The organism is Gammaproteobacteria bacterium (genome assembly GCA_016716465.1).
Classification (GTDB): Bacteria; Pseudomonadota; Gammaproteobacteria; order SZUA-140; family SZUA-140; genus JADJWH01.
On record JADJWH010000001.1, the window covers coordinates 135,717 to 156,567 of the forward strand.

The 20,851-nt window shown below is 60.7% G+C and carries 25 protein-coding genes; 20 read left to right on the top strand and 5 right to left on the bottom strand.

The annotated features are described in order from the left end of the window. The first annotated feature begins 41 nt into the window (after positions 1 to 41). The 10 genes from IPM20_00655 to IPM20_00700 all read left to right on the top strand — a co-directional run bounded on the left by IPM20_00655 (position 42) and on the right by IPM20_00700 (position 7,658). Positions 42 to 1,031, top strand: a complete 990-nt coding sequence (locus IPM20_00655) for a hypothetical protein (GenBank protein ID MBK9130141.1) — start codon at positions 42 to 44, stop codon at positions 1,029 to 1,031. A gap of 17 nt (positions 1,032 to 1,048) precedes the next feature. Then, positions 1,049 to 1,390, top strand: coding sequence for a hypothetical protein (locus IPM20_00660; protein ID MBK9130142.1), 342 nt, complete (start codon positions 1,049 to 1,051; stop codon positions 1,388 to 1,390). Positions 1,391 to 1,408: 18 nt separating this feature from the next. Continuing rightward, positions 1,409 to 2,431 (top strand): hypothetical protein, encoded by a 1,023-nt coding sequence (locus IPM20_00665; protein ID MBK9130143.1) that lies wholly within the window; start codon positions 1,409 to 1,411, stop codon positions 2,429 to 2,431. Positions 2,432 to 2,684: 253 nt separating this feature from the next. Further along, positions 2,685 to 3,716, top strand: coding sequence for an AraC family transcriptional regulator (locus IPM20_00670; GenBank protein MBK9130144.1), 1,032 nt, complete (start codon positions 2,685 to 2,687; stop codon positions 3,714 to 3,716). 103 nt (positions 3,717 to 3,819) lie between these two features. Further along, entirely contained in the window at positions 3,820 to 4,641 is an 822-nt protein-coding gene (locus tag IPM20_00675) for an NAD(P)H-binding protein (GenBank protein ID MBK9130145.1), read from the top strand. Further along, entirely contained in the window at positions 4,628 to 5,107 is a 480-nt protein-coding gene (locus IPM20_00680; protein MBK9130146.1) for a DUF2269 domain-containing protein, read from the top strand. Before IPM20_00675 ends, IPM20_00680 begins: the two co-directional genes overlap by 14 nt. Then, positions 5,104 to 5,694: a DUF4166 domain-containing protein gene (locus IPM20_00685; protein MBK9130147.1), complete on the top strand. Its 591-nt coding sequence runs from the start codon at positions 5,104 to 5,106 to the stop codon at positions 5,692 to 5,694. The genes IPM20_00680 and IPM20_00685 overlap by 4 nt, the downstream gene beginning before the upstream one ends. Positions 5,695 to 5,829: 135 nt before the next feature. After that, positions 5,830 to 6,267 (top strand): YjbQ family protein, encoded by a 438-nt coding sequence (locus IPM20_00690; GenBank protein ID MBK9130148.1) that lies wholly within the window; start codon positions 5,830 to 5,832, stop codon positions 6,265 to 6,267. A gap of 24 nt (positions 6,268 to 6,291) precedes the next feature. Beyond that, positions 6,292 to 6,618, top strand: coding sequence for a hypothetical protein (locus IPM20_00695; GenBank protein MBK9130149.1), 327 nt, complete (start codon positions 6,292 to 6,294; stop codon positions 6,616 to 6,618). A gap of 401 nt (positions 6,619 to 7,019) precedes the next feature. Then, the gene (locus IPM20_00700; GenBank protein MBK9130150.1) at positions 7,020 to 7,658 is read left to right on the top strand and encodes a hypothetical protein; all 639 of its coding nucleotides are present in this window, start codon (positions 7,020 to 7,022) and stop codon (positions 7,656 to 7,658) included. A gap of 128 nt (positions 7,659 to 7,786) precedes the next feature. Here the strand turns inward: IPM20_00700 and IPM20_00705 are convergent, their stop codons facing one another. Beyond that, positions 7,787 to 8,362 carry a LexA family transcriptional regulator gene (locus IPM20_00705; GenBank protein MBK9130151.1) on the bottom strand — a complete coding sequence of 192 codons (576 nt, stop codon included), beginning with the start codon at positions 8,360 to 8,362 and terminating at the stop codon, positions 7,787 to 7,789. A 46-nt stretch (positions 8,363 to 8,408) separates the two neighbouring features. Between IPM20_00705 and IPM20_00710 the strand changes: the two genes are divergently transcribed. Next, positions 8,409 to 8,984: an ORF6N domain-containing protein gene (locus IPM20_00710; protein ID MBK9130152.1), complete on the top strand. Its 576-nt coding sequence runs from the start codon at positions 8,409 to 8,411 to the stop codon at positions 8,982 to 8,984. Positions 8,985 to 8,999: 15 nt separating this feature from the next. On the opposite strand, the gene IPM20_00715 is transcribed toward IPM20_00710, so the two are convergent. Beyond that, positions 9,000 to 9,971 carry a bile acid:sodium symporter family protein gene (locus IPM20_00715; protein ID MBK9130153.1) on the bottom strand — a complete coding sequence of 324 codons (972 nt, stop codon included), beginning with the start codon at positions 9,969 to 9,971 and terminating at the stop codon, positions 9,000 to 9,002. A 132-nt stretch (positions 9,972 to 10,103) separates the two neighbouring features. Between IPM20_00715 and IPM20_00720 the strand changes: the two genes are divergently transcribed. From IPM20_00720 to IPM20_00735, 4 genes are all read left to right on the top strand, one after another. Beyond that, complete coding sequence (locus IPM20_00720; GenBank protein ID MBK9130154.1) at positions 10,104 to 11,609, top strand: hypothetical protein; 1,506 nt, start codon at positions 10,104 to 10,106, stop codon at positions 11,607 to 11,609. Between the two features lie 495 nt (positions 11,610 to 12,104). Next, positions 12,105 to 12,389 carry a tRNA modification GTPase gene (locus IPM20_00725; protein MBK9130155.1) on the top strand — a complete coding sequence of 95 codons (285 nt, stop codon included), beginning with the start codon at positions 12,105 to 12,107 and terminating at the stop codon, positions 12,387 to 12,389. A 174-nt stretch (positions 12,390 to 12,563) separates the two neighbouring features. Continuing rightward, complete coding sequence (locus tag IPM20_00730) at positions 12,564 to 12,938, top strand: hypothetical protein (protein MBK9130156.1); 375 nt, start codon at positions 12,564 to 12,566, stop codon at positions 12,936 to 12,938. A gap of 183 nt (positions 12,939 to 13,121) precedes the next feature. After that, on the top strand, positions 13,122 to 14,015 hold the full coding sequence (locus IPM20_00735; protein ID MBK9130157.1) for a hypothetical protein: 894 nt from the start codon (positions 13,122 to 13,124) through the stop codon (positions 14,013 to 14,015). Positions 14,016 to 14,130: 115 nt separating this feature from the next. On the opposite strand, the gene IPM20_00740 is transcribed toward IPM20_00735, so the two are convergent. Continuing rightward, a complete protein-coding gene (locus tag IPM20_00740) occupies positions 14,131 to 15,057 on the bottom strand; it encodes a YihY/virulence factor BrkB family protein (GenBank protein ID MBK9130158.1) in 927 nt (308 codons plus the stop codon). 173 nt (positions 15,058 to 15,230) lie between these two features. Here IPM20_00740 and IPM20_00745 point away from each other — a divergent pair, with 173 nt between their 5' ends. Both IPM20_00745 and IPM20_00750 read left to right on the top strand, forming a co-directional pair. Beyond that, on the top strand, positions 15,231 to 15,599 hold the full coding sequence (locus IPM20_00745) for an HNH nuclease family protein (protein MBK9130159.1): 369 nt from the start codon (positions 15,231 to 15,233) through the stop codon (positions 15,597 to 15,599). A gap of 210 nt (positions 15,600 to 15,809) precedes the next feature. After that, a complete protein-coding gene (locus tag IPM20_00750) occupies positions 15,810 to 17,651 on the top strand; it encodes a hypothetical protein (protein MBK9130160.1) in 1,842 nt (613 codons plus the stop codon). Positions 17,652 to 17,868: 217 nt separating this feature from the next. Here the strand turns inward: IPM20_00750 and IPM20_00755 are convergent, their stop codons facing one another. Both IPM20_00755 and IPM20_00760 read right to left on the bottom strand, forming a co-directional pair. Beyond that, positions 17,869 to 18,141 carry a cupin domain-containing protein gene (locus tag IPM20_00755; protein ID MBK9130161.1) on the bottom strand — a complete coding sequence of 91 codons (273 nt, stop codon included), beginning with the start codon at positions 18,139 to 18,141 and terminating at the stop codon, positions 17,869 to 17,871. Positions 18,142 to 18,249: 108 nt separating this feature from the next. Beyond that, a complete protein-coding gene (locus tag IPM20_00760; protein ID MBK9130162.1) occupies positions 18,250 to 18,600 on the bottom strand; it encodes a hypothetical protein in 351 nt (116 codons plus the stop codon). Between the two features lie 145 nt (positions 18,601 to 18,745). On the opposite strand from IPM20_00760, the gene IPM20_00765 reads away from it, so the two are divergent. The 3 genes from IPM20_00765 to IPM20_00775 all read left to right on the top strand — a co-directional run bounded on the left by IPM20_00765 (position 18,746) and on the right by IPM20_00775 (position 20,844). Further along, positions 18,746 to 19,093, top strand: a complete 348-nt coding sequence (locus IPM20_00765) for a hypothetical protein (GenBank protein ID MBK9130163.1) — start codon at positions 18,746 to 18,748, stop codon at positions 19,091 to 19,093. A gap of 42 nt (positions 19,094 to 19,135) precedes the next feature. Beyond that, positions 19,136 to 20,125, top strand: a complete 990-nt coding sequence (locus IPM20_00770) for a ParB N-terminal domain-containing protein (protein ID MBK9130164.1) — start codon at positions 19,136 to 19,138, stop codon at positions 20,123 to 20,125. Positions 20,126 to 20,358: 233 nt separating this feature from the next. Beyond that, a complete protein-coding gene (locus IPM20_00775; GenBank protein ID MBK9130165.1) occupies positions 20,359 to 20,844 on the top strand; it encodes a TlpA family protein disulfide reductase in 486 nt (161 codons plus the stop codon). Positions 20,845 to 20,851: the final 7 nt, after the last annotated feature.

Below are 20,851 nucleotides of genomic sequence, written 5' to 3' on the forward strand. Positions count from 1 at the left end.
GAGGCATGAGGAACAAACAGGTTCGCAGGAAGGGTGAGCGTATGCATCAGGATCGGTGTTATGGTTTCCGTGACCTAGTGCAGGCGCGATTGCGCCTCGCGGTGCTCGTCCCGGCCATGCTGATGACGGTTGGTTGCGTGGCCACGGCGCCAGTTAAGTCCGACAGGTTTGATGCGTATCGCGATGCGGCGGAGGCATTGTTCTCCGGCAGCAAGGCGGCGCTCTCCTTCGAGAGCGAATGGACATATCGGAACTATCTGACTTCAATTACAGAGGGCGCGGAGACAGCGAACCCTGCGGACATCATTCTCGAGTTCCCTGACGAAGCAGATGACACGTTTGACTGGAGCCTGCCGAATGCGCCGGTTTTCATGGCGGTTAACGATACCGCATTGCGCCTCGGTCGGATCAACGCGCTGTTCTCCGAGTACGTTTCCCTACTGGCCGAGCTGGCCGGTGGAGAGAAGAGGGATATGGATCGCATCCTGGCGCTGGGGCAGGCCCTCAATCGAAACTCGTCCAGTGCGGCCCAGGCCTTGGGTCTCGCGGCCGGACCGAAGGAGACGGCCTTTTTCAGCGCCGCGGCGCTGTCCGCCGCGAACGCTTATCTGAGCCATAAGCGTCGGGCCAGCCTGCGCGACGTTCTGCAGGACAACCAGCCGGTGGTGGAAGCCTTCTCGCGGCTGGGATCTGAGGCTGCTGCTCTGTCCGCTGTCGGGATCAAGACCGAATATCAGAATGACGTCGAGCGATGGATCGCTCGGATCGTCAAGGCGACGCCGTCGCAGAGAGATGATCTGATCAAGAAACAGCTGGCGCTCAATGAGCGTACCATTGCCCAGTTGGAGGCGCTGCGTCAGATTCATGATGGGTATCAGGCGCTATCGCGAAAGCATGCGGAGCTCGCCCTGAGCCTGGAGTCAGACAAGGACGTTGATCTGCATCAATTGGTCGAGGATGGGAAGCGGCTGCGTGATCTTTACAAGGGTCTACTCCCGGCGGAGGACTCTGCGAACGATACGAACGGCTAGTGGCAAGGAGGCGGATCATGGGTAATGATGACAAGGTTAATATCATTAGCGGCCTGATTACTCTGCGCGGAAAATTGCTTGGTGCTTCACTCAAAATGAAGTTGAAAGGTGAGGACACGACGGAACTGGAGAAGTCTGAACAGCTGCTGGAAGAGAAGGTTCAGGAGCTTCGGTCTGAATTACACAGGACGTGGCAGGGAAGCGCGGACGACATGCTCGGTGAGTTGGCTGCGACTAATCGCAGAATTCAGTCCCGTATCCGTGACCTCGAGCGCGATGAAAAGCGTGCTGAGAAAGCGGTAGAGATTCTTGGGCAGGTGGAAGGTCTGGTGGGGAAGATCGCATCGTTACTTGGTTAGGCCAACGCGGGAGGGATTATGGAACTTAATTCAGATCCATTAAATGAGCGCGTCTATAAGTCACGCGCGACCGTTATTAATCTGGCGCTAATTTTTATAATTGCGGCTAGTACCAAGTCAATAACAATTCTTGGTGAGAGGCTTCCGACTAGCGCTGAGTTCAGCGGCCTGTTTATTATCATCGGGCTCTGTGCAACTGGCTATGTCTTATACGAATATCATACTGTCGGGATGGATAGTATTCGATCTTGGATTGGAGGGTATGAAAAATCAGATGGGATTATTAGTAAGCATGAGATTAATAACAGGGTGAGGCATGCAAGGACTAGGTTATATCTGGTAGAGGTATTTGTAATCTTCTGTTTTTTACTGTCTATATTTCTGTATGGCGACCCTGCAAAGGAAAAAATAGTAGAGGTATTGACGGGTGATTCTGGGGCGGCAGAACCTGCTAAGCCGGGTACGGAAGGAGCCGCTAATCCTGAGGATGACAAAAGCAAAGTGGATTTGCATGTAAATATTGTAAATCGAGGCGATTTTCTCAAGAGCTATGTATTCCCTGTTTTCCTGGTTGATAAAGCAGAAATCAAAGGGGAATATAACGATTGGATTAATATATCAGTAGACCAGCTGGTTAGCATGCTTAATGCGTGTGCCGTTGGTAGTAACGTGCATGCCTACGTAGTTGGATTTTCTGATAGCAAATGTTTCGATAATAAATGCGATAAGGTCAGCGATAGATCAAACATTACATTGGCTAATAATCGAGCTGAAGAATTTTTAAAAAAGTTTCGCAAGGAGAGTCTGGCGGTGAGGGTTCGCGTTTCTGCCTGGAAGTGGGAGGATGACGATTATGAGGAGATGGTAAAACAAAATTATACAGATTCTGTGTCTGGGAATTCGTTTAGCGACGAAGCTTCGCAATTGAATAGGCGGGTGGAAGTAATTATTGATAGAGCAGGCGATTGTGCGCCCAATGAGTATAACGACTCAATAAGGAGTAGGAAGATCCCTGTTGGCACTAATAATGGGATGCTTTAGCGCCTAGTGTAGGTGATCCTCGCTCATCTTGGTTTATGCGGTATGGCGCTGTTTATGGCAGAAGGGCTGGTGGTTTACCGTGTTGATTATAATGGCGTGTGGTTCTTTTTAGGATGCGATCGTTAGTGCTGGAAACGATGGCTGCAATGGTGGCTTCGCAATCAGGTTTCTCGAAATGTTTTTTATGAAGGCGACAGTACCATTTGGCCGGGTCGGGGGTGAGCGATATTTCTGACACACACCACCCATCCTGATGATTCCTGACCCAGCAACTATCGTCGCTACCTTGCTCATCGGTTATTCGCTGTTCAGTGCGCTGGTGATCGCGCTGACGCATCTGCGCGCCGCCAATTACAGCGGGCAGGGGATGTCCCGGGCGATGGGGCTGCTGCTCCTGCTGATCTTGTCGTGTCTTCAATTACTGCACCTGGGCTATCTCCAGCAGCTGGGTGATTTCATCCACGGCCCGGTCTACCGGCTGCTGTTGTTCGCCGTGGCGCCGGCGTTTTATCTCTTCAGCCATCCCTTGCTGCGCGCGCAGCCGGCGTGGCGCGGGCGGGATTTCCTGCACGCACTGCCCGTGGTGGCGGCGCCCTTTCTTCCGTATGCATGGGCCCTGCCGCTGGCGTTTCTGATCGGGGCCGGCTATCTGGTGTGGCTGGCGCGCAGTGTCCATGCCCTGCGGGCGCAGCGCAGCCGGTTCCGGATGGAGCTGGCGGTGCTCGGGGGCGTGTTCGTGATTGCGCTGCTGGTGGTGGTCCTGGCGTTTGCGCTGCCGCTGATCGGCGAGGATATGTTTTACAGTCTTTACGCCAGCGCAATCGGCGGCGCCTTCGTGCTGGTCGGGCTGGCGCTGGGGCTGACGCCGCGCCTGTCCGTCGAGGTCGTCGATGCGGCGCGCGAGACCTATGCCGTGTCGACGCTGGCCCATGTCGATTGCGCCGCGGCTCTCGCGAGGCTGGAGGCGCTGATGACCGGGGACCGCCTGTATGAGGATGCGGAGCTGGATCTGGCCGGGCTGGCCCGCAGGGTGGGGCTCTCCGCTCACCAGCTCTCGGAACTCATCAACACCCGCCGGGGGATCAGTTTCTCGCGCTTCCTGCGCCAGTACCGGGTCGAGGCGGCGCAACGGATGCTGATCGCCGAGCCCTCGGCCTCGGTGCTGTCCGTGGGGCTCTCGGTCGGATTCACCTCGCAGTCGAATTTCTACGACGCCTTTCGGGAGATCACCGGTATGACGCCGGGGCGGTTTCGCCGGATCGGGCGCGCAAGCGCTCCGGAATGATCCTTCAGTAGCCGGAAGTTGTTCCGGTTTGATCAAACCGGAAGCCTCGGGGTTCGGGCGCGGGCATTTTGGCCCGCAGGTATCGGCCTTCGAGGACCCTGTCATGAAGATCCTGCTCACCGGCAGCGGCGGTTTCATCGGCGGCCACGTGGCGGCGGCGCTGCGCGGCGCCGGTCATGAGGTCGTGCCGGCGTCCCGCTCGACCGGCTTCGATTTCCGGCTGTTTCAGAAAGTGGACTACTGGCTGCCTCATCTGCGGGATGTCGACGCGGTGGTCAACTGTGTCGGCATCATCGCCGAGCGCGGGACACAGACCTTCGATGCACTGCATTACCGTGCACCGGTAGCGTTGTTCTATGCCTGCCTGAAGTCCTGCGTCCGGCGCGTGATCCAGATCTCGGCGCTGGGGGCCGACCCGCGGGCCGCCACGCCGTTTCTCGCCAGCAAGGGGAAGGCGGACGAGGTGCTGCGGCATCTGCCGCTGGACTGGTTCATTCTGCGCCCGTCGCTGGTGGTGGGGCCGGGTGGACGGAGCGCGGCGTTCTTCCGGCGCCTGGCGAAGCTGCCGGTGATCCCGCTGGTCGGCGGCGGCGTACAACACATCCGGCCGGTCCATGTCGATGACCTGGCCGCCGCCGTCTGTCAGTGCCTGCACGCGCTGCCCGCGCAGCGCACGATCGATGTGGTGGGGTCAGAGGTGATGTCTGTGCGCGACCGCTTGCAGGCGCTGCGCCTTGCCAGTGGTCGGTCGCCGGCGCGGATCGTGTCGATCCCGTACCCGCTGGCCATGGCGATGGGGCATCTCGTCAAGCGAGTTGTGCCGCTGTGCCATCCCGACAATCTGCGCATGCTGCGAATGGGCAGTACCGCGGATGCCGGGGCCTTTGCCGAATTGATCGGGAGGCTGCCGCGTGAGCTATCTTAGTCTGAAATCGCTCCATTTCCTCAGCATGGTGCTGCTGTTCGGCACCGGGCTCGGCAGCGCCTTCTATAAATGGATGGCGGATCGCAGCGGCGATCTGCGCCACATCGCGCGGACGAACCGGCAGGTCGTGCTGGCCGATTGGATATTCACGACGCCGACCGTGATTTTGCAGCCGGTCTCCGGGCTGGTGATGATCCACCTGGTGTCCGTGCCCGTCAGTACTCCCTGGGTGGCGGCGAGCCTGTGGCTGTTCGCCCTGGCGGGCGCGTGCTGGCTGCCGGTGGTCTGGCTGCAGATCCGCATGAAACAGATTTCAGAGCAGGCGCTGAATTCGAACGGCGAATTGCCGCCGCTGTACTGGCGTTATGCGAGGCGCTGGTTCTGGCTGGGGGTGCCGGCGTTTGCGTCGATGGTGGTGATCGTGCTGCTGATGGTGTTCAAACCGGGAGGAGGGGGCGTGTCATGAAGGAGCAGAGTCCGCTGCAACAGGCATTGGGGGTGCACTGGGACGAGCTGCCGACGCCCCTGCGGTTTCATTACCAGGCCGGGACCAACACGGATGTCGGCGCACTCACGGTGGACTATCCGCGCTGGATGCAGCCGTGCCTGGATCTGCTGCGCTGCATGGGGGTGCTGGTGAACCGGCGCGGCGAGGGCATCCGCACGGACGTGGAAAAGCAGATGGACGGCGCGGTCCAGCGCTGGACGCGCACGCTGACCCTGCCGGAGGGGAAGATCATTTATTTCAGGAGCGCATGGGTGTATGCCGGCGGCAATGAGGTCATCGAATACGTCAACGGCTTACTCGGACTACGCATGGCGGTTCACGTGAAAGACGGCCGGTTGTACTACGAGGGCCGCTCTTTCGTGCTTAAGGTGTTCGGGCGGCCGCTGCCGATCCCCGAATGGTGTCTGCTGGGGCACACCACGATTGTCGAGTCGGCCCTGGACGATGTCCGCTTTGATATGGACTTCAAATTACGTCACCCGCTGCTGGGTCAGGTGTTCCGCTATGCCGGGGTGTTCGGCGTGGACACCGGGGCGAGGGGATGAACGCGCGGTTGCGCCGGGTTCGCCAGGATCGGGGCGGTCCAGCACTCAAAATTGACGGGCGGGGCGATTGGCGGTTGTCTGGCCGGGGAAAGTGGCTAAGAATACTAGTTCCGACCCTCGATCATTCAATTTGCCATGAAGTGCATTACCTCGAGCATAGAGATTGAGACCGGCCAGGGGATTTCGTTGCATTCCCTGATGCCGGATCTGCGCACGACGGTTGCCCGCGCCGGCATCCGAAACGGCTTCGTTACCGTCACCTCGCAGCACACTACCACCGCGATTGTCATCAACGAGGACGAGGCACGCCTGCTGGAGGACGTGAAGCGGTTTCTGGCGCGGCTGATCCCGCCCGGCGAGCATTATCTGCACAACGACATCGCCCAGCGCGACTGCCCGCCGGACGAGCCGGAGAACGCGCATTCCCACCTGGCGGCGATGCTGCTGGGCAGTTCCGAGGTGGTGCCACTGGTCGACGGTGCGCTGGGGCTGGGTCAGTACCAGTCGGTGATGCTGATCGAACTGGACGGGCCGCGCCGGCGCACGGTGCGGGTGCAGGTGGTGGGGGAGTAGGCGCGGATCGGTGGGAATGACGCGATGGGTCGTGGCCATCATTATCACGTCTATGTCGTCCGCCTGTCGGATGACGTGCTGTACGAACCGAAGTTCATGCGCGCGAATCCGGAGTATGAATACGGCAAGCCCTGTGTCTACGTCGGCATGACCGGGCTCGACCCCGATGTGCGTTTCGACAAGCACAAGGCCGGTATCCAGTCGAACCGCTTCGTGCGCGAATACGGCCTGCGCCTGATGCCCGAGCTGTACGAGATGTACAATCCGATGCCCTACGAGGGCGCGCGCGAGATGGAGGTGGAACTCGCCATCGGCCTGCGCGAGGCGGGGTATGGGGTGTGGCAGGCGTAGGGTTTTGGTGGGTGGGGGACAGATTTGGTTAGGTTAGACTGGGGACAGACTTAAGTCTGTCCCCTTACTACCTGGCAAGTGGACAGGGGACAGATTTGAAATCTGTCCCCGCGGGGATGGCGGTTGAGATTCCCCGGATGCCGGTGCTCCGCACCTTTATCCGGGCTACGCGTGTGTTGTGGCGTGCGGGGAGCTGCGGGTCAGGGAAGATTTCAAATTTGTCCCCGAGGGTTGGGTTTCATCGTAGCCTGGATGGAGCGTAGCGGAATCCGGAGATGGTGGTTGGGATTTCCCGGATGCCGGTGCTCCGCACCTTTATCCGGGCTACGGGTGTGTTGTAGGCGTACGCGGCTAAGGCTATAGTCTTGGGCAGGGCATATGACGCCGATTGGAGGTTTCGCATGATCATGAAGCGGATTGCGTTTTTACTGATGCTGGTGATGGTGTGGCCGGCGCAGGCCAATCGTATGGACGATGAGCTCACCGAGGCGCGCGCGGTGTTTCTGAAAGGGGTGGACGGGGACAAGCGCGCGGTGCGGGACGCGGTCCAGCGGTTCAAGTCGCTGAGTCGGGCGCACGCGGAGGAGCCGGTGTTTCAGGCCTATCTCGGCGCGTCCATGACGCTGCAGGGGCGCGACGCGCCCAACAACATCGAGAAGGGGCGCATCACCGATGAGGGCCTGGGCGTGCTCGACCGCGCGCTGGACGCGCAGCTGGCGAAGCCGGATCCGGGCTCGGTGCACACCCTCGATACGATGCTGGTGGCGGCGAACACCTACATCCATCTGCCGGCCTTCTTCAATCGCTATGAACAGGGCAAGGACCTGTTGCAGAAGATCCTCGCGCACCCCGATTTCGAGGGCATGGCGCCGGGCTATAAGGCGGCGGTCTACGTGGCCCAGGCGCTGGTGTCCCACGGCGACGCCGACGACGCGGCCTACCGCCGCTATCTGGAGCTGACCGTCAGCACCGACCCCAAGGGCCGCGACGGCGAGTTTGCCAGCAAGCGGTTGCAGGAGTTGGGAGATGATGGGGAGTGAATTAGCGGGTTGGGGGCAGACTTACACCCTCGCTTGGGGACAGATTTCAAATCTGTCCCCATCTCACTTAAGGGGACAGACTTAAGTCTGTCCCCGGTCTTCTGACCAAATCTGTCCCCGACCAGGTTTTATTTGTACTTCCGGAACTGCCCCACCACCACCCCGAAGATTTCCAGCGCACCCTGTGGGCGGATGACAGGGTAGGCCTTGTTCTCGGGTTTCAGCACGAACTTTCCCTTTTCCTTGTCGAGGCGCTTCAGGGTGAATTCGTTGTCGACGATGGCAACGACGAGTTCGCCGACCTTGGCGTTCTGGCGCTTCTCGACGACGACGATGTCATCCGAATGGATGCCGGCGTCGATCATCGAGTCGCCGCGGACGCGGACCAGCACCGTCGTTGACGGATTCTTTACCAGGTATTCGTCGATGGTGAGATTGTTCGACCCGGTGTCCGCGGCCGGACTCGGCAGGCCGGCCGGCACGCTCTCGGCCAGCGGCCGCTCGAAGAAGCGCGCGCCGGGCCTGAGCCGCTGCCCGGGGGCGCTCTCGAGATAACCTTCCGCCTTGAGCCGCATCACCAGTCCCGCGACCGAGGCCTTAGAACTCATGCCGATCAGCTCGCCGATGGCCGCATACGAGGGCAGCACGCGGTGGCGGGCGTAGTAATCCTGCAGGCGGGCGAGATGTTGCTCATCATTGGGCATGCGGCTATGCTAGCGAACGAACGTTCGTTCGTCAAGGAGGTGGGGCATGGAGGCCGGGAAAAATGGTGGTGAGAACAGGGTATCAATCGCGGGGATTACTCAGGGGATTCTGGTGATCCGGGGACAGAGGGTGATGCTCAGCACATACCTCGCTGAGTTGTATCAGGTGGAGCCTCGCGTCCTGATTCAGGCGGTGAAACGAAATATCGCGCGGTTTCCCGAGGATTTTATGTTCCAGTTGAGCAATCAGGAACTCGCCAGCTTGAAATCACAATTTGTGACTTCAAGCTGGGGTGGGGCACGTCGAGCCGCGCCCTATGCCTTTACGGAACAGGGGGTGGCAATGCTTTCCTCGGTCCTGCGGAGCGAACGAGCCATTCGTGTCAACATCGAAATCATGCGGACCTTCGTGCGTCTCCGGCAGATGCTGATCTCGCACGCGGAGCTTGCGCGGAAGCTTGCCGCCCTGGAACGGAAATACGACGCGCAGTTCAAGATCGTCTTTGATGCGATTCGTGAGCTGATGACGCCGCCGGAGCCGAAGAGGAGGCGGCCGACTTTAGTATGGGGACAGATTTCAAATCTGTCCCCGATGGGTGGGGAATCTGTCCCCGATGGGTGAGGTATGGGGACAGACTTAAGTCTGTCCCCGCCCTACCGGTGTCTGTCCCCTATCAGAGGGCCGCGGCGGTCGCATGCGCCACCAGGCGGCGAGGGCGCTGCCGATGATGGAGTGGAAGCTGGCGGAGATGGCGGAGGGGACCGGGGCCAGGACCAGTTCGGGGAAGCTCGCGCGGGCGAGGACGGCGCCGAGGCCGGAGTTCTGCATGCCGACTTCGATGGAGACGGTACGGCTGGCGAGTTCGGACAGCTTCAGCAATCGGGCCAGCAGGTAGCCGAGGCCGAAGCCGCCGAGGTGCAGCAGGGCGACGGCGGTGAACAGCACCTGCGCGGAGTCGCGCACGGTGCCGGCATTGGACCCGATGATGCTGGCGCAGATCAGCGTGATGAAGATCACCGATACCAGCGGCGCCACCGGCAGCACGAAATTCACGACGCGCGGCGCGTAGCGATTGAGCAACACGCCGAGCGTGACCGGTACCACGACCACCTGCAGCGTGTTGACGAACAGGCTCCAGGCGCTGACCTCGACATACGCGCCGGCCAGCCACTTGGTCAGCAGCGGCGTCATCACCACGGCGGCGAAGGTCGAGCACATCGTCATCAGTACCGACAGCGCGACGTCCGCGCGCGCGATGTAGCTGACGACATTGGACGCCGTGCCGCCCGGGCAGCAGGCCACGAGGATCAGGCCGACGGCGAGTGCGGGCTCCAGCGCCAGCCCCTTCGCGATGGCCCAGCCGAGGAATGGCATGATCAGGAACTGCGCGGCGACGCCGACCACCACCTGGCGCGGCAGGCGCGCGACGCGGCGGAAGTCGTCGACGCTCAGCGTGATCCCCATGCCGATCATGATTACGGCCAGGCCCCAGACGATCATCGTCGAGTTGAACCAGGTGAACCCCGCCGGGTAGAACAGCGCGAGCCCGCTGCAGGTCACGACCCAGAGCGGGAACAGGTTGGCGAGGCGGTTGAGCAGGGCGGCCATCAATGGATATCAGCGTTTCGGGTGATGGGAATCGGGAATCGTGTCGGGCATTATATTGGGGCAGCGGCAGTGTTGTCTCGCGCGGCGCGCGCGATGACCCTGTTCCGTAACGCCGGTTGACGATGGTCCGGAGTGACCGAGGAGGTCGTGATGTCGCATCACCCGTACTATCCGATCGTCTATGTGCGCGGCTACGCGATGACCCAGGCCGAGGTCGAGGACACGGTCGCCGATCCGTACATGGGCTTCAACCTCGGCAGCACCAAGCTGCGCCAGCGCTGGACGGGCGATATCCAGCGCCATATCTTCGAGTCGCCGCTGATCCGACTGATGAAGGATTACGGGTATACCGATGCCTTCTCCGACGGCGTGGAACTGAGCGGCGATCCGCCGATTCCGTGGAAGACGATCTGGGTGTACCGCTATTACGAGCAGGTCTCGCGCGACCTCGGCGACGGAAAGCGGCCGGAGATCGAGATCTTCGCCGATGGCCTGGGCGATTTCCTGCGCGACATGCGTGAGCGCATCTGCGGCGATGATGCGCAGGCGCGGCGGGAGTTCCGCGTCTATCTGGTGGCTCATTCGATGGGCGGGCTGGTCGTGCGCTGCTGGCTGCAGAACACCCGCGCCGGCGAGCAGGACCCGGTCGCGGTCGAGAAGGTCTTCACCTACGCGACGCCGCACGGTGGCATCGATGTGCGCCTGCTCGGCAACATCCCGCGCTTCGTGCAGGTCAACAACAGCGAGAACTTCAGCGAGGCGCGCATGCGCGAGTACCTGAAGTTGCCGGCCGGCGAACCGGTGCACAGCCTGGCCGGCAAGTTCGATCCCGGCCGTTTCTTCTCGCTGGTCGGCACCAACGAGCGCGATTATGCGGCGGCCTACGGCCTGTCGCGGCTGGCGGTCGGGCCGATGAGCGACGGACTGGTGCTGATCCGGAACGCCTACGTGAAGGACGGCCCGCGCGCCTTCGTGCATCGCGCCCATTCCGGGCATTTCGGCATCGTCAATTCCGAGGAGGGGTACCAGAACCTGAGGCGGTTCTTCTTCGGCGACATGGCGGTGTACGGTGTGCTGCACGTGAAGGACTTCACGCTGCCACCGAAGATCGAGACGGCGAAGAAGAAAGGCAAAAAGGTGCGGGCGTCCTATCACGTGGAGGTGATCGTGCGCGTGCGGGACTTCCGCTGGGACCTGCACCGGCGCACGCAGGACGAGGCCTCGGCGATCTTCGCGAAATACGACGAGGTGGTGGGGGAGCAGAAGGGGTTGACGCTGTTCAGCACCTATTTGTCCGAGGCGCTGATCCACAAGAACAGCCGTTACATGGGCTTCTCGGTGGATCTGCGTGTGCTCGTGCCGGAGTATGTCGTCGGGGGCGATCACTTTTTCGACGATCACTACGACGGCGCCTACCTGTTCCGCGACAAGCTGAACCTGCTGGTGGACTGGGAAAAGGCCGGCGCGGTGCGCGTCAAATACGGCTGGGACAATGAGAACGGCGCCAACCGCGCCGGCCGCGTGGCCGCGGTGAGCGCCCGGGACGGCGGGTGGCACTGCGAGATCCCGGTCCGAAACACGGCCCGCCCCGGCATCGATGCCGTGCTGACGCTGCGGATGGCGCGCGAGGCTGGTTAGTCAGGGGACGGACTTAAGTCCGTCCCCGGTCTGGTTTAGGCTTAATGCGGGGACAGACTTAAGTCTGTCCCCTACCCGACAATGCCGGAGCAGCGGCCAAGGGGACGGATTTGAAATCCGTCCCCGTTCTAATTTTCCAGTCCGTCCCCGTGCCAGGTTTGGGGACAGATTTATAAATCTGTCCCCGATTTTAATGTCGCTGTCCCCGATTTCGCTCTCAAGGTCGCCGTAAGCCCCCGAGCTTCTGGCGCCGATTCAGATAGCCGAACGCAGGCAAACGGACTTACAATCGATGCCTGTAGATGCCGGAGCCGGGGACAGTTCGGGATCGGGGACAGATTTGCAAATCTGTCCCCTACCGTCGCTCCCGACTCAGACGGCAGAGTTGATGCAAGCGGTGTCTGGAGTCGGCATCCGAACAGGCGGTGCGACGAAGGAAGCAGAAATCCTGCGCGGCAGGATCGTGATCAACCGACGGGGAGGGAAGCAATGATGATGAAATGGCTGGTGGCCAGCCTGGCCGTGTGCGCGCTTGCCGCGTGCTCCGGTGTGCGGACGACGGGAGATTCGTACTCCGCGCACGCCGAGAACTTTAATATCCTGTTTCTGCAGATCCCCGGCGGCGATACGCAGCAGCGCGCGATGGATCTGGTGCCCGAGGGGAGCGATGTGATCACGATGACGTCGTCACCCAAGGACACGTCGTCACTGATCGGCTTCATCAACCGGCTGATCGGTATCGACATCACCTTCGTCAACGGATCGACGAAGAAGGAGTAGCATCTATTAAGACTGGGGACAGACTTCCAGTCTGTCCCCGTTTTCGCTGTCGGGGGACTGCGTTGGGGGCAAGCCAGCCTTGGGGACAGATTTATAAATCTGTCCCCATACTTCTGTAGCAAGGTTGGGGACGGACTTAAGTCCGTCCCCGTTCCAGTTGAAGCCGGGAACATCATGCCGCCGGATACCTATGTCTGCTGGAAATGCGGCGCGGCGCAGCCGGAGCTGCTGTTGCCGCTGGCGCGCCTCGCCGAATGCTCGTCCTGCCGCGCACAGCTGCATGTCTGCCGCATGTGCCGCTACTACGACCCGCGCTCCGCCCAGCAGTGCCGTGAACCGGTGGCGGACGCCGTCGCCGACAAGGAGCGCGCCAACTTCTGCGGCTATTTCCAGATCCGGCCGGACGCCTTCGCCCCGCCGTCAGGTCAGGCCGGGGAATCGCGCCGCCAGCTGGACGCCCTGTTCGGCGGCACTGGATCACCTGCATCGGAACCCCGAAACCCGGAAGACGCCGCGCGCGAGAAGCTGAACGATCTGTTCAAGAAATAATGGGGACAGTTTACGTTGGACAGGGATTGGGGACAGATTTAACTTCAGCGCAAGGGGACAGATTTGAAATCTGTCCCCGATGTAAGGGTCGATCGGGGACGGACTTAAGTCCGTCCCCTCGATAGTGTGGGGACAGATTTAAATCTGCCCCCTTCGTTTCGAGCACAACCGGAGGTTGATCAAATGAACCGCGTAACTGTCTGGACGGCCGCTTGTGGCGCATTGATGCTGGCAGGCCTGTGCCACGCAGGGGGGCTGGACGGCCAGTACGCCGCGATCGAAGAGCCCTCGGTCACGCTCACCTTGAGTGAATCACAGACGGGCGAGGTCAGCGGCTCGTTCGGAGAAGGCGTGTCCGTCATGCCGCTGTCGGCGACGCGCAACGGCGCGGGTTTCACCGGCACGGCGGGGCAGGGCACCAACAGCGTGCCGCTGACCGCGGTGATGCAGGGCGATGCGCTGATCCTCGAGATCGGCGCGGACGGCGTGGGCGACCGGTTGACGTTCCGTCGTTTGACTGATGATATGTCTGAGGGAACGGGATCCGCGTCGCAGGGCGCCATGGCGCCGGCTGAAACCGGCGGGCGCAATGTCCTGATCAACGGCAAAAGATTGAGTGACGATGAACTCGCCCGGCTCGAGGCCGCCTATCATATTGGTATCGGCGATGCCGACTACTGGTACGACGCGGTGCTCGGCGCCTGGGGCGTGCGGGGCGGGCCGACGCTCGGATTCATCGCGCCGGGGCTCGATCTCGGCGGACCCTTGCCGGCGGACGCGTCGGACGGCGAGACCCAGATCTTCGTCAACGGCCGCGAACTGCACTTGTACGACGCGCTGGCCCTGCAGCGCATCACCGGTCCGATCATGCCGGGCCGCTACTTCATCACGGCGCAGGGGCTGGCCGGATTTGAGGGCGGCGCACCGCTGTGGAACCTGGCGCAGCTCGCCGCCCGGTCGAACGACAACCCGAGCAACAGCTGGCAGTCGCGCATCCTCGGCTCCAGCGGCTTTTCCGACGGCACCACCAGCGCCGTCTTCCTCCCCAACGGCGGCATCGTCAGCACCGGCGAGTAATCCCCCAGCCGTCCCCAACGTCAAACCAATGACGTTGGGGACAGATTTATTTTTTCCGAAATAAATAAATCGGAAAAAATAAATCTGTCCCCAAATTACCCAAATTACCTAGGGCTCATTCGTCGAGCAGTTGTCGCTGGACGATGACGGCGGTGTTCCTCGGCGTGATTGGCCGCCCGTCGGCCTCGATGTGCGCGCGGGTCAGGGCGGCGCCGTAGAACAGGATCAGTGACGAGTAATACACCCATAACAGCAGTAATACCAGTGAACCGGCCGCGCCATAGGTGGAGGCAGTGGCGGAATGGGCCAGGTAGAGCGCGATCAGATAGCGGCCGGCGGTGAACAGCAACGCGGTGACAAAGGCGCCCGGGAGTACGTCGCGCCAGGTCAGCACGACATCGGGCAGGATCTTGAAGATCGCGGCGAACAGCAGCGTGATGACCATCAGCGAGGTGCCGGTCTCCAGCAGTGTCATGACTTCGGGGGTGACCGGCAGCCACTGGGAGGCGAACGTCGCGACGATCTGCACTGCAATGCTCAACAGCAGCGATACCAGCAGGACGAAGCCGATCGCCAGGATGATCGCCAGCGACAGCAGGCGCGTCTTGATGAACAGCCACAGACTGCTGCGCGAGGGGCGCGGTGCGACACCCCAGATCACGTTCAGGGCGTGCTGCATCTTGGCGAAGACGCTCGTGGCGCCGACGATGATTGCACCGGCGCCGAACAGCGTCGGCCAGATGCCGCTCTGGTCGATCCGCGAGTTGGCCACTGCCGTGTTGATCACCCCGGCGGCCCGGGGGCCCAGCACCTCCTGCAGTTGCGCCGTCAGTTCACCGTGGGCGGCGCGTTCCCCCAGCACGAGGCCGACGATCGTCACGACCACGATCATGATCGGCGCCATCGAGAACAGCGTATAGAAGCTCAGCGCCGCGGCATGGGAGACCGCCCGCACGGCACTCCAGTTGCGCCCGGCGGCGATCAGGATGTTCAGCCAGCGGCGCGGCGTGGGAGGCAAGGCCTCGAGAAATCGTGTCAGCATGACAGATGGCGCATGAACTCGAATGGATTCTGGTCGTTTATTGTAATTCCATCATCCCGATTAATCATGCCGATATCATCCGCCGTGAGCGGCCGGAGCGCCGTGTGCCACAGTTGCGGACGTGCTCAAACCCATTGAGAATCAGCAGGGAACGGCGTTAGGATGGTGGCAGGATGAAGACCGACACCGACAGGCTGGACAAGCTGGTGGGCGAGGCGCACAAGGCGCGGGACCGCCGTGAGCTGGGTTACCGCGAGCAGGCGCTGAAGATGTATCCGCATGTCTGCGGGCGCTGCGGGCGCGCGTTCGAAGGCAAGGGTCTGAGCGAGCTGACCGTGCACCATCGCGACCACAACCACGACAACAATCCCCCGGACGGGAGCAACTGGGAACTGCTGTGCCTGTACTGCCACGATAACGAACACCAGCGCCAGCTCGAGGCGCAACGGGGAAATACATCCACCCGTAATGCAAAGGGAACAAACGCCACCTTCAACCCCTTCGCCGATCTCCAGGCACTTCTGAAAGACAAGCCGAAATAAGCGCACCTGAGCGGAGTCAGGCTTTTCAATCCGGCCCTGATTACGCCGGCTTGTTGCTGATGTTTTGCCTTGGCGTGATAAAGAACCTGAAATCCGGGTCGCTAATTTTAGGCATGTTCGATATCGGGTATAGCCCGGAAGTATTAGTTCCGTTCATGGGATTTATTGGTCAGGGAAGATTTATGAAATCCGGCTGGGGTGGATCTGAAAATGTTCAAGCTGGGCATGATCGCTTTTGTGGGGCTGCTGTTGAGTGGCTGCGAATCACTGTTGCAGGACTCTGAGGAAAGGATCAACGCCGCGATCCCCATGGCCAGTGATATCGAAAGGTCGATGTCCGAGGCCATCGAGTATGCTGGTCCTGAACGCAGGAAAGTGATCGAGGATGAGCTCACAAAGCGTCTCAAGGTGCGTGCGCTTACATGTTCCAATGGATATACACCCTCCTGGCACACAAGTGATGAGGAGATACGCAAAGAGCTTCACGACCGTTCGTGCTTTAATGAGAAGGATATTGAACTCGCCAGATGGTTAGGATTCCTGCGTGTCAGCATGATCCTGGCTGAACAGCCGATCAGGCCTATCGCGGATTCCCATCAGAAATTTTATGTCGCCGATGAGTCTATTCAATGGGTGTATCCGGCGTCTCAGGCCGGGGTCATGCTGGTGACCTTGAATAAGGGTATCCAGATCTTCGATCTGGAGACGGGAGATACGATATTCAAGGAAATAAACGAAACCAAGATGCGAGGCGGGGAGATTTCCGCGAATGGCCGATTGTTTACTATCGGAAATAATGAACAGTTGCTAATCCGACGTAGTGATACCGGAGACATTGTTGTCTCCCTGCCAGGTGTTGGCGTCCGGAATTTCCACTGGTTCGGAGAGCGGGGTGCACTGTATCGCAGAGAAGACAATCAGCAATACGTCCTGATCGATCTGGTAACCGGCAAGGAGGCGCCGTTTGCGGGAGTGCTTGGGTCTATATTGCGGATTGTTCCCGACGGTGACAACAAGAGTTTTCTCATCAGTACAACCCAGGGCTTGTCAAGGGTGGAGGTAAAGTGGAGTGGCGAGGCGCCGTCGATGAAACTGCTTGCTGACGTAGCCCTGTCTGACCGGCTGTCCTCCGGGCTCTGGTGCCTGACTTCAGATGAAGTTACCTATATCGCCGGACGAGATTCCCTGCATATTGTCGCGACCGACTCATTCGAGAGAGAGGATATACCGCTGGCGCCATTCAACATCATGCGAATGTCTGCGACGCCGGATCCGGATAAGATCATCATCAACGGGTTTATCCGGGATGTATCTGCCAGTGATAATCAGCACTACTATTACTCGATCCAGGATCGGTCGTTTGCGCTGATCGACAAGGATGATCTGATATCGGTTCAATACCTGTATATACCTGCATTAAACAGTTTGGTCGCAATTAGCCGGAACAGAGTGGTTGTGTTTGACGACCCGCCATCAGCAGAACCGGTCGACATCAAAAGTTTCATATCTGATGCAAATATGAGAGTTAATCAAAAGAAGCTGGAAGATTTCGATCGGCAGCAGGCCTATAGTGCCACGGGGAGTCGGCCCATTGTGGTTTGGACGGAGCCCGCGAGTATTCCCGTCAAGCCGATGCTCGATATCCCTCATGATGCAAAAATCGAGGCGATCGGAGTGTATCAGGGCGGAGGGGAAGGCGCACGCCCGCGGGAACCGAGAAAGACTACAAACGTGGATGTTCGAGTGCGCCGTTCCGAGAAGCCTGTCGTGCTGGTGTTGAGCTCATATGAGCCGGTGCTGTGGCGTGTTGTTGCGGAACCGGGTGCCCGTTTGGACGCCGTGCTCGTTTCTGGGAACCATGCCTCGCAGGTAATCGGAGCGGGATCGACGCGCACCATCGTCTTGGGAACGGCCTATGCGTATGAACGTTCCAATCCCGGTTATCTTAAGCTCGATAACGAAGTATTTCGCATGACAGGCAAGCGTATTTCCTTGTTTCAGGGCAGTTACGAAGGAGCTCAATTTATTGTTGGAGGTACCGATTCGCGCTAGCCTGACTCAGGTCGCGTTTCTGAGTGGCTCGTTAACATATCGTGTTTATTGAAATTATCCGAGAAATTATTGTTGTAATCCGGAAGTTATCCGGGGCAGATTATTTTTGCGTCGGTGCGAGAAATATCTTCATGCGGCATTGAACAATATGAAAAATAAATCTGTCCCCGACGTCATTGGATTGACGTTTAAATAAATCTGTCCCCAATTTGGGGATTCAGAGAGAGTGGTAGCCGTAGTACCAGTGGTTGGTCACCGTGCCGGTGTTGGTGACGGTGTGCGGGGCATGGGCGGGGATGAAGATCTCTTCGCCGACGGCCGGGCGCAGGGTCTTTCCACCGAGGCGGATCTCGATCTCGCCGTCGATCAGCATCAGCAGTTCGTCGGTGTCATGCACGTAATCACGCCAGACCTGTCCCGGCGGATCGGTCCAGATATCGCAGCTGAAGCCACGCGCGGCCCAGTCGCGCTCAACGGTCTGTCTGTCCAGGGTGACCGGCATGATTCGCGCGTGTAAGGAGAGGGCCTTCGGAGCAATAAACAAATTGGCAATAAATAAATCTGTCCCCGACGTCATGGGATTGGCGGGGGCGGGGGGTCATGAGGCGTCTTTACGGGTGTAGTAGGCGCCGGAGGGGTAGATCAGGCGGGTGTGGTCGGGGGAGATTTCGAACTGGGCGTCGATGACGCCGGTGCGGCCTTCCAGCAGCAGGAGCAGGGTCTGGTCTTTCAGGTGGTAGGTCCCGTCGATGCGGCGCGCGTCGGAGGTGCGGATCTCGACCTTGCCGTTCGGGCGGAAGGTCAGCACGTCCTGGCTGTCGTTGCCGGGGTTGTAGGTGAGCGTCCAGGTGCCGTGCAGCCAGGTCGCCTGCGACGCATCGGTGCTGCAGGCCGCCAGGGCCGTGGCCGCCAGCAGTATGATCGCCCATCCGCGTCTGCCAGGTGTCATCGCACATCCCCGAGTTCAGGAGCCGCGATTATACCGTAAGCCGGGCACGAGAGGCAGGCAGGATTTTCCCTTGCGCGGCAACTCTGCCAGAATATCCGGACCGGGATCTGTGGTAGCCATTCTGCACGTTGCGACAGGGTGAGCCATGACGATTCGACTGACACGCGCGCTGCACGCCTGGGGCACCCCGGGCTTCAACGATGCGCTCAAGCACGAGGTCGAGCGGCTGGACTATGCCCAGCTGCCGCTGTATCGCGCGCTGTCCGTCGGCAGTCACGTGCTCGACGGGACGCTGAACGCGATGGTGATCAACACGTCCGACGCCACCGGCGTCATCCACGCCAAGGTCGGGATGTTCTACCGCTCGATCCTGACCGGCTGCGCCTGTGCCGATGACCCGACGCCCGTCAACGAGAACAACGAATACTGCGTGGTGCGTTTCGACATCGACGCGGCGACGGGGGCGGCGGAGGTGGAGTTGCTGGATGAGTAGCACCCTGCGCGGTGTCGTTTCCGGGCGGTTCCCGACGGTCGCATGAAGAAACCGAAAAAGAAGGCGGGCAAGGCCCCGTCGCGCAAGCGGCTCACGCCGCGCAAGGACAAGCGCGGCCTGCAGGCCGGCGACATCGTGCTGACGGCCGATGCGCCTGAAGTGGCGCCGCTCGCCGCCGAAGTGGCGGCCGCCGGCGGCGCCGCGATCGGGGCGTATCGCGAGCCGCTGTCGGGACGGCCGCTGCTGCTCGCGACGCTCCCCCTCAACGCGGTACAGCCGACACCGTTCCAGCGCGACCTGTCGCCGACCCACACCAAACGCCTCGCGGCCAAGATCGAAGAGTCCGCGTCGTTTCTGGATCCGATCATCGTCGTGCGCGGCCAGGACGGCCGCCTGTGGACGCCGAACGGGCGCCACCGGCTGGCGGCGGCCAAGGTGCTGGGCCTGCGCCAGATCACCGCGCTGGTCTCGCCCGACGAGGATCTCGCGTTCCGCATCCTTGCGCTCAACACCGAGAAGGCGCACAACCTGAAGGATCGCAGCCTGGAGGTCATCCGCATGGCGCGCAACCTCGCCACGCGCCGGCCGCGCGCCCGGGAATCCGACTACCAGGCCGAGTTCGAGGCGCCCGAACTGATCACGCTCGGCATCGTCTACGAGCAGCAGCCGCGCTTCGCGGGCGGCGCCTACAGTCCGTTTCTGAAGAAGCTCGATCGCTTCGGCGACCGGACGCTGCCGGCGAGCCTGCGCCAGCGTGAGGGCGTCGCCTCCCGTCTGCTGGAGATCGACGCCGAGGTGAAACGCCTCATCCAGGGCCTGCAGGCGCGCGGTTTCAAATCACCCTATCTGCGCGCCTATGTTGTCGCGCGCATCAATCCGGTGCGCTTTCTCCGCGCGAAGAAGGGCGACACCGCGCCGCCCATGACGCTTGCCGCCGGACTCACGCGCATGCTGGCCGCGGCGAAAAAATTCAGGCTCGACTCCGTGCGCCCGGGTGATCTCGCACTGGTGGCCGCGCTGTCCGGCGACTGAATCGGGGACGGTCTGCTTAATCGGCGGTTGTTCCAATTAATTAGACTGTCCCCGATTTTATTTCTGATAATTCGAACGCATCACGGCATGAGTCCTTAATCCAGCATTAAGGTATCGGGCAGCCTGTGGCGGTACACTGGACGCTGTTTCACTGCGGCAGGGAACCATAATCCCCGCCGATTCGTTTATCAGGACAGGGTCCGGCAGAATTTATGTATGAATCGATCTCCCGTATGAAGCACCGTGTCTGGCTGCTGGCCATGTTGCTTGCGCTGTGCGGACTGGTGTCTGCCTCGGAAGAGCGGGCGGCGCCGGATTTCACCCTGCCGACCGATCATGGCGAGATCGCGCTGTCGCAATTCCGCGGTCAGGTGATCTACGTGGACTTCTGGGCGTCCTGGTGCGGTCCCTGCCGGAAATCCTTTCCGTGGATGAGCGACCTGCAGGACCGCTACAAGGCGCAGGGCCTCAAGGTCATCGCCATCAATCTCGACAGCGAGCGCGCGCTGGGCGAGAAATTCCTGGCCCGTTATCCGGCGCGATTCACCGTGGCCTACAACCCGCAGGGCGATATCGCCGAGGCCTACGGCGTGACCGGGATGCCGACCTCCTATCTGGTCGACCGCGAGGGGCGCATCCATGCCGAGCATCTCGGTTTTCGCGAGAGCGAGCTTGCCGATGTCGAGACGCAGATCCGCGCGCTACTGGCGCGCAAGTAAGCGGGGC

Bases quoted from the DNA above. Each gene is read 5' to 3' on its own strand.
- IPM20_00655 (MBK9130141.1), top strand. From the start codon at position 42: ATGCATCAGGATCGGTGTTATGGTTTCCGTGACCTAGTGCAGGCGCGA.
- IPM20_00660 (MBK9130142.1), top strand. From the start codon at position 1,049: ATGGGTAATGATGACAAGGTTAATATCATTAGCGGCCTGATTACTCTG.
- IPM20_00665 (MBK9130143.1), top strand. From the start codon at position 1,409: ATGGAACTTAATTCAGATCCATTAAATGAGCGCGTCTATAAGTCACGC.
- IPM20_00670 (MBK9130144.1), top strand. From the start codon at position 2,685: ATGATTCCTGACCCAGCAACTATCGTCGCTACCTTGCTCATCGGTTAT.
- IPM20_00675 (MBK9130145.1), top strand. From the start codon at position 3,820: ATGAAGATCCTGCTCACCGGCAGCGGCGGTTTCATCGGCGGCCACGTG.
- IPM20_00685 (MBK9130147.1), top strand. From the start codon at position 5,104: ATGAAGGAGCAGAGTCCGCTGCAACAGGCATTGGGGGTGCACTGGGAC.
- IPM20_00690 (MBK9130148.1), top strand. From the start codon at position 5,830: ATGAAGTGCATTACCTCGAGCATAGAGATTGAGACCGGCCAGGGGATT.
- IPM20_00695 (MBK9130149.1), top strand. From the start codon at position 6,292: ATGGGTCGTGGCCATCATTATCACGTCTATGTCGTCCGCCTGTCGGAT.
- IPM20_00700 (MBK9130150.1), top strand. From the start codon at position 7,020: ATGATCATGAAGCGGATTGCGTTTTTACTGATGCTGGTGATGGTGTGG.
- IPM20_00705 (MBK9130151.1), bottom strand. From the start codon at position 8,362: ATGCCCAATGATGAGCAACATCTCGCCCGCCTGCAGGATTACTACGCC.
- IPM20_00710 (MBK9130152.1), top strand. From the start codon at position 8,409: ATGGAGGCCGGGAAAAATGGTGGTGAGAACAGGGTATCAATCGCGGGG.
- IPM20_00715 (MBK9130153.1), bottom strand. From the start codon at position 9,971: ATGGCCGCCCTGCTCAACCGCCTCGCCAACCTGTTCCCGCTCTGGGTC.
- IPM20_00725 (MBK9130155.1), top strand. From the start codon at position 12,105: ATGAAATGGCTGGTGGCCAGCCTGGCCGTGTGCGCGCTTGCCGCGTGC.
- IPM20_00730 (MBK9130156.1), top strand. From the start codon at position 12,564: ATGCCGCCGGATACCTATGTCTGCTGGAAATGCGGCGCGGCGCAGCCG.
- IPM20_00735 (MBK9130157.1), top strand. From the start codon at position 13,122: ATGAACCGCGTAACTGTCTGGACGGCCGCTTGTGGCGCATTGATGCTG.
- IPM20_00740 (MBK9130158.1), bottom strand. From the start codon at position 15,057: ATGCTGACACGATTTCTCGAGGCCTTGCCTCCCACGCCGCGCCGCTGG.
- IPM20_00745 (MBK9130159.1), top strand. From the start codon at position 15,231: ATGAAGACCGACACCGACAGGCTGGACAAGCTGGTGGGCGAGGCGCAC.
- IPM20_00750 (MBK9130160.1), top strand. From the start codon at position 15,810: ATGTTCAAGCTGGGCATGATCGCTTTTGTGGGGCTGCTGTTGAGTGGC.
- IPM20_00760 (MBK9130162.1), bottom strand. From the start codon at position 18,600: ATGACACCTGGCAGACGCGGATGGGCGATCATACTGCTGGCGGCCACG.
- IPM20_00765 (MBK9130163.1), top strand. From the start codon at position 18,746: ATGACGATTCGACTGACACGCGCGCTGCACGCCTGGGGCACCCCGGGC.
- IPM20_00770 (MBK9130164.1), top strand. From the start codon at position 19,136: ATGAAGAAACCGAAAAAGAAGGCGGGCAAGGCCCCGTCGCGCAAGCGG.
- IPM20_00775 (MBK9130165.1), top strand. From the start codon at position 20,359: ATGAAGCACCGTGTCTGGCTGCTGGCCATGTTGCTTGCGCTGTGCGGA.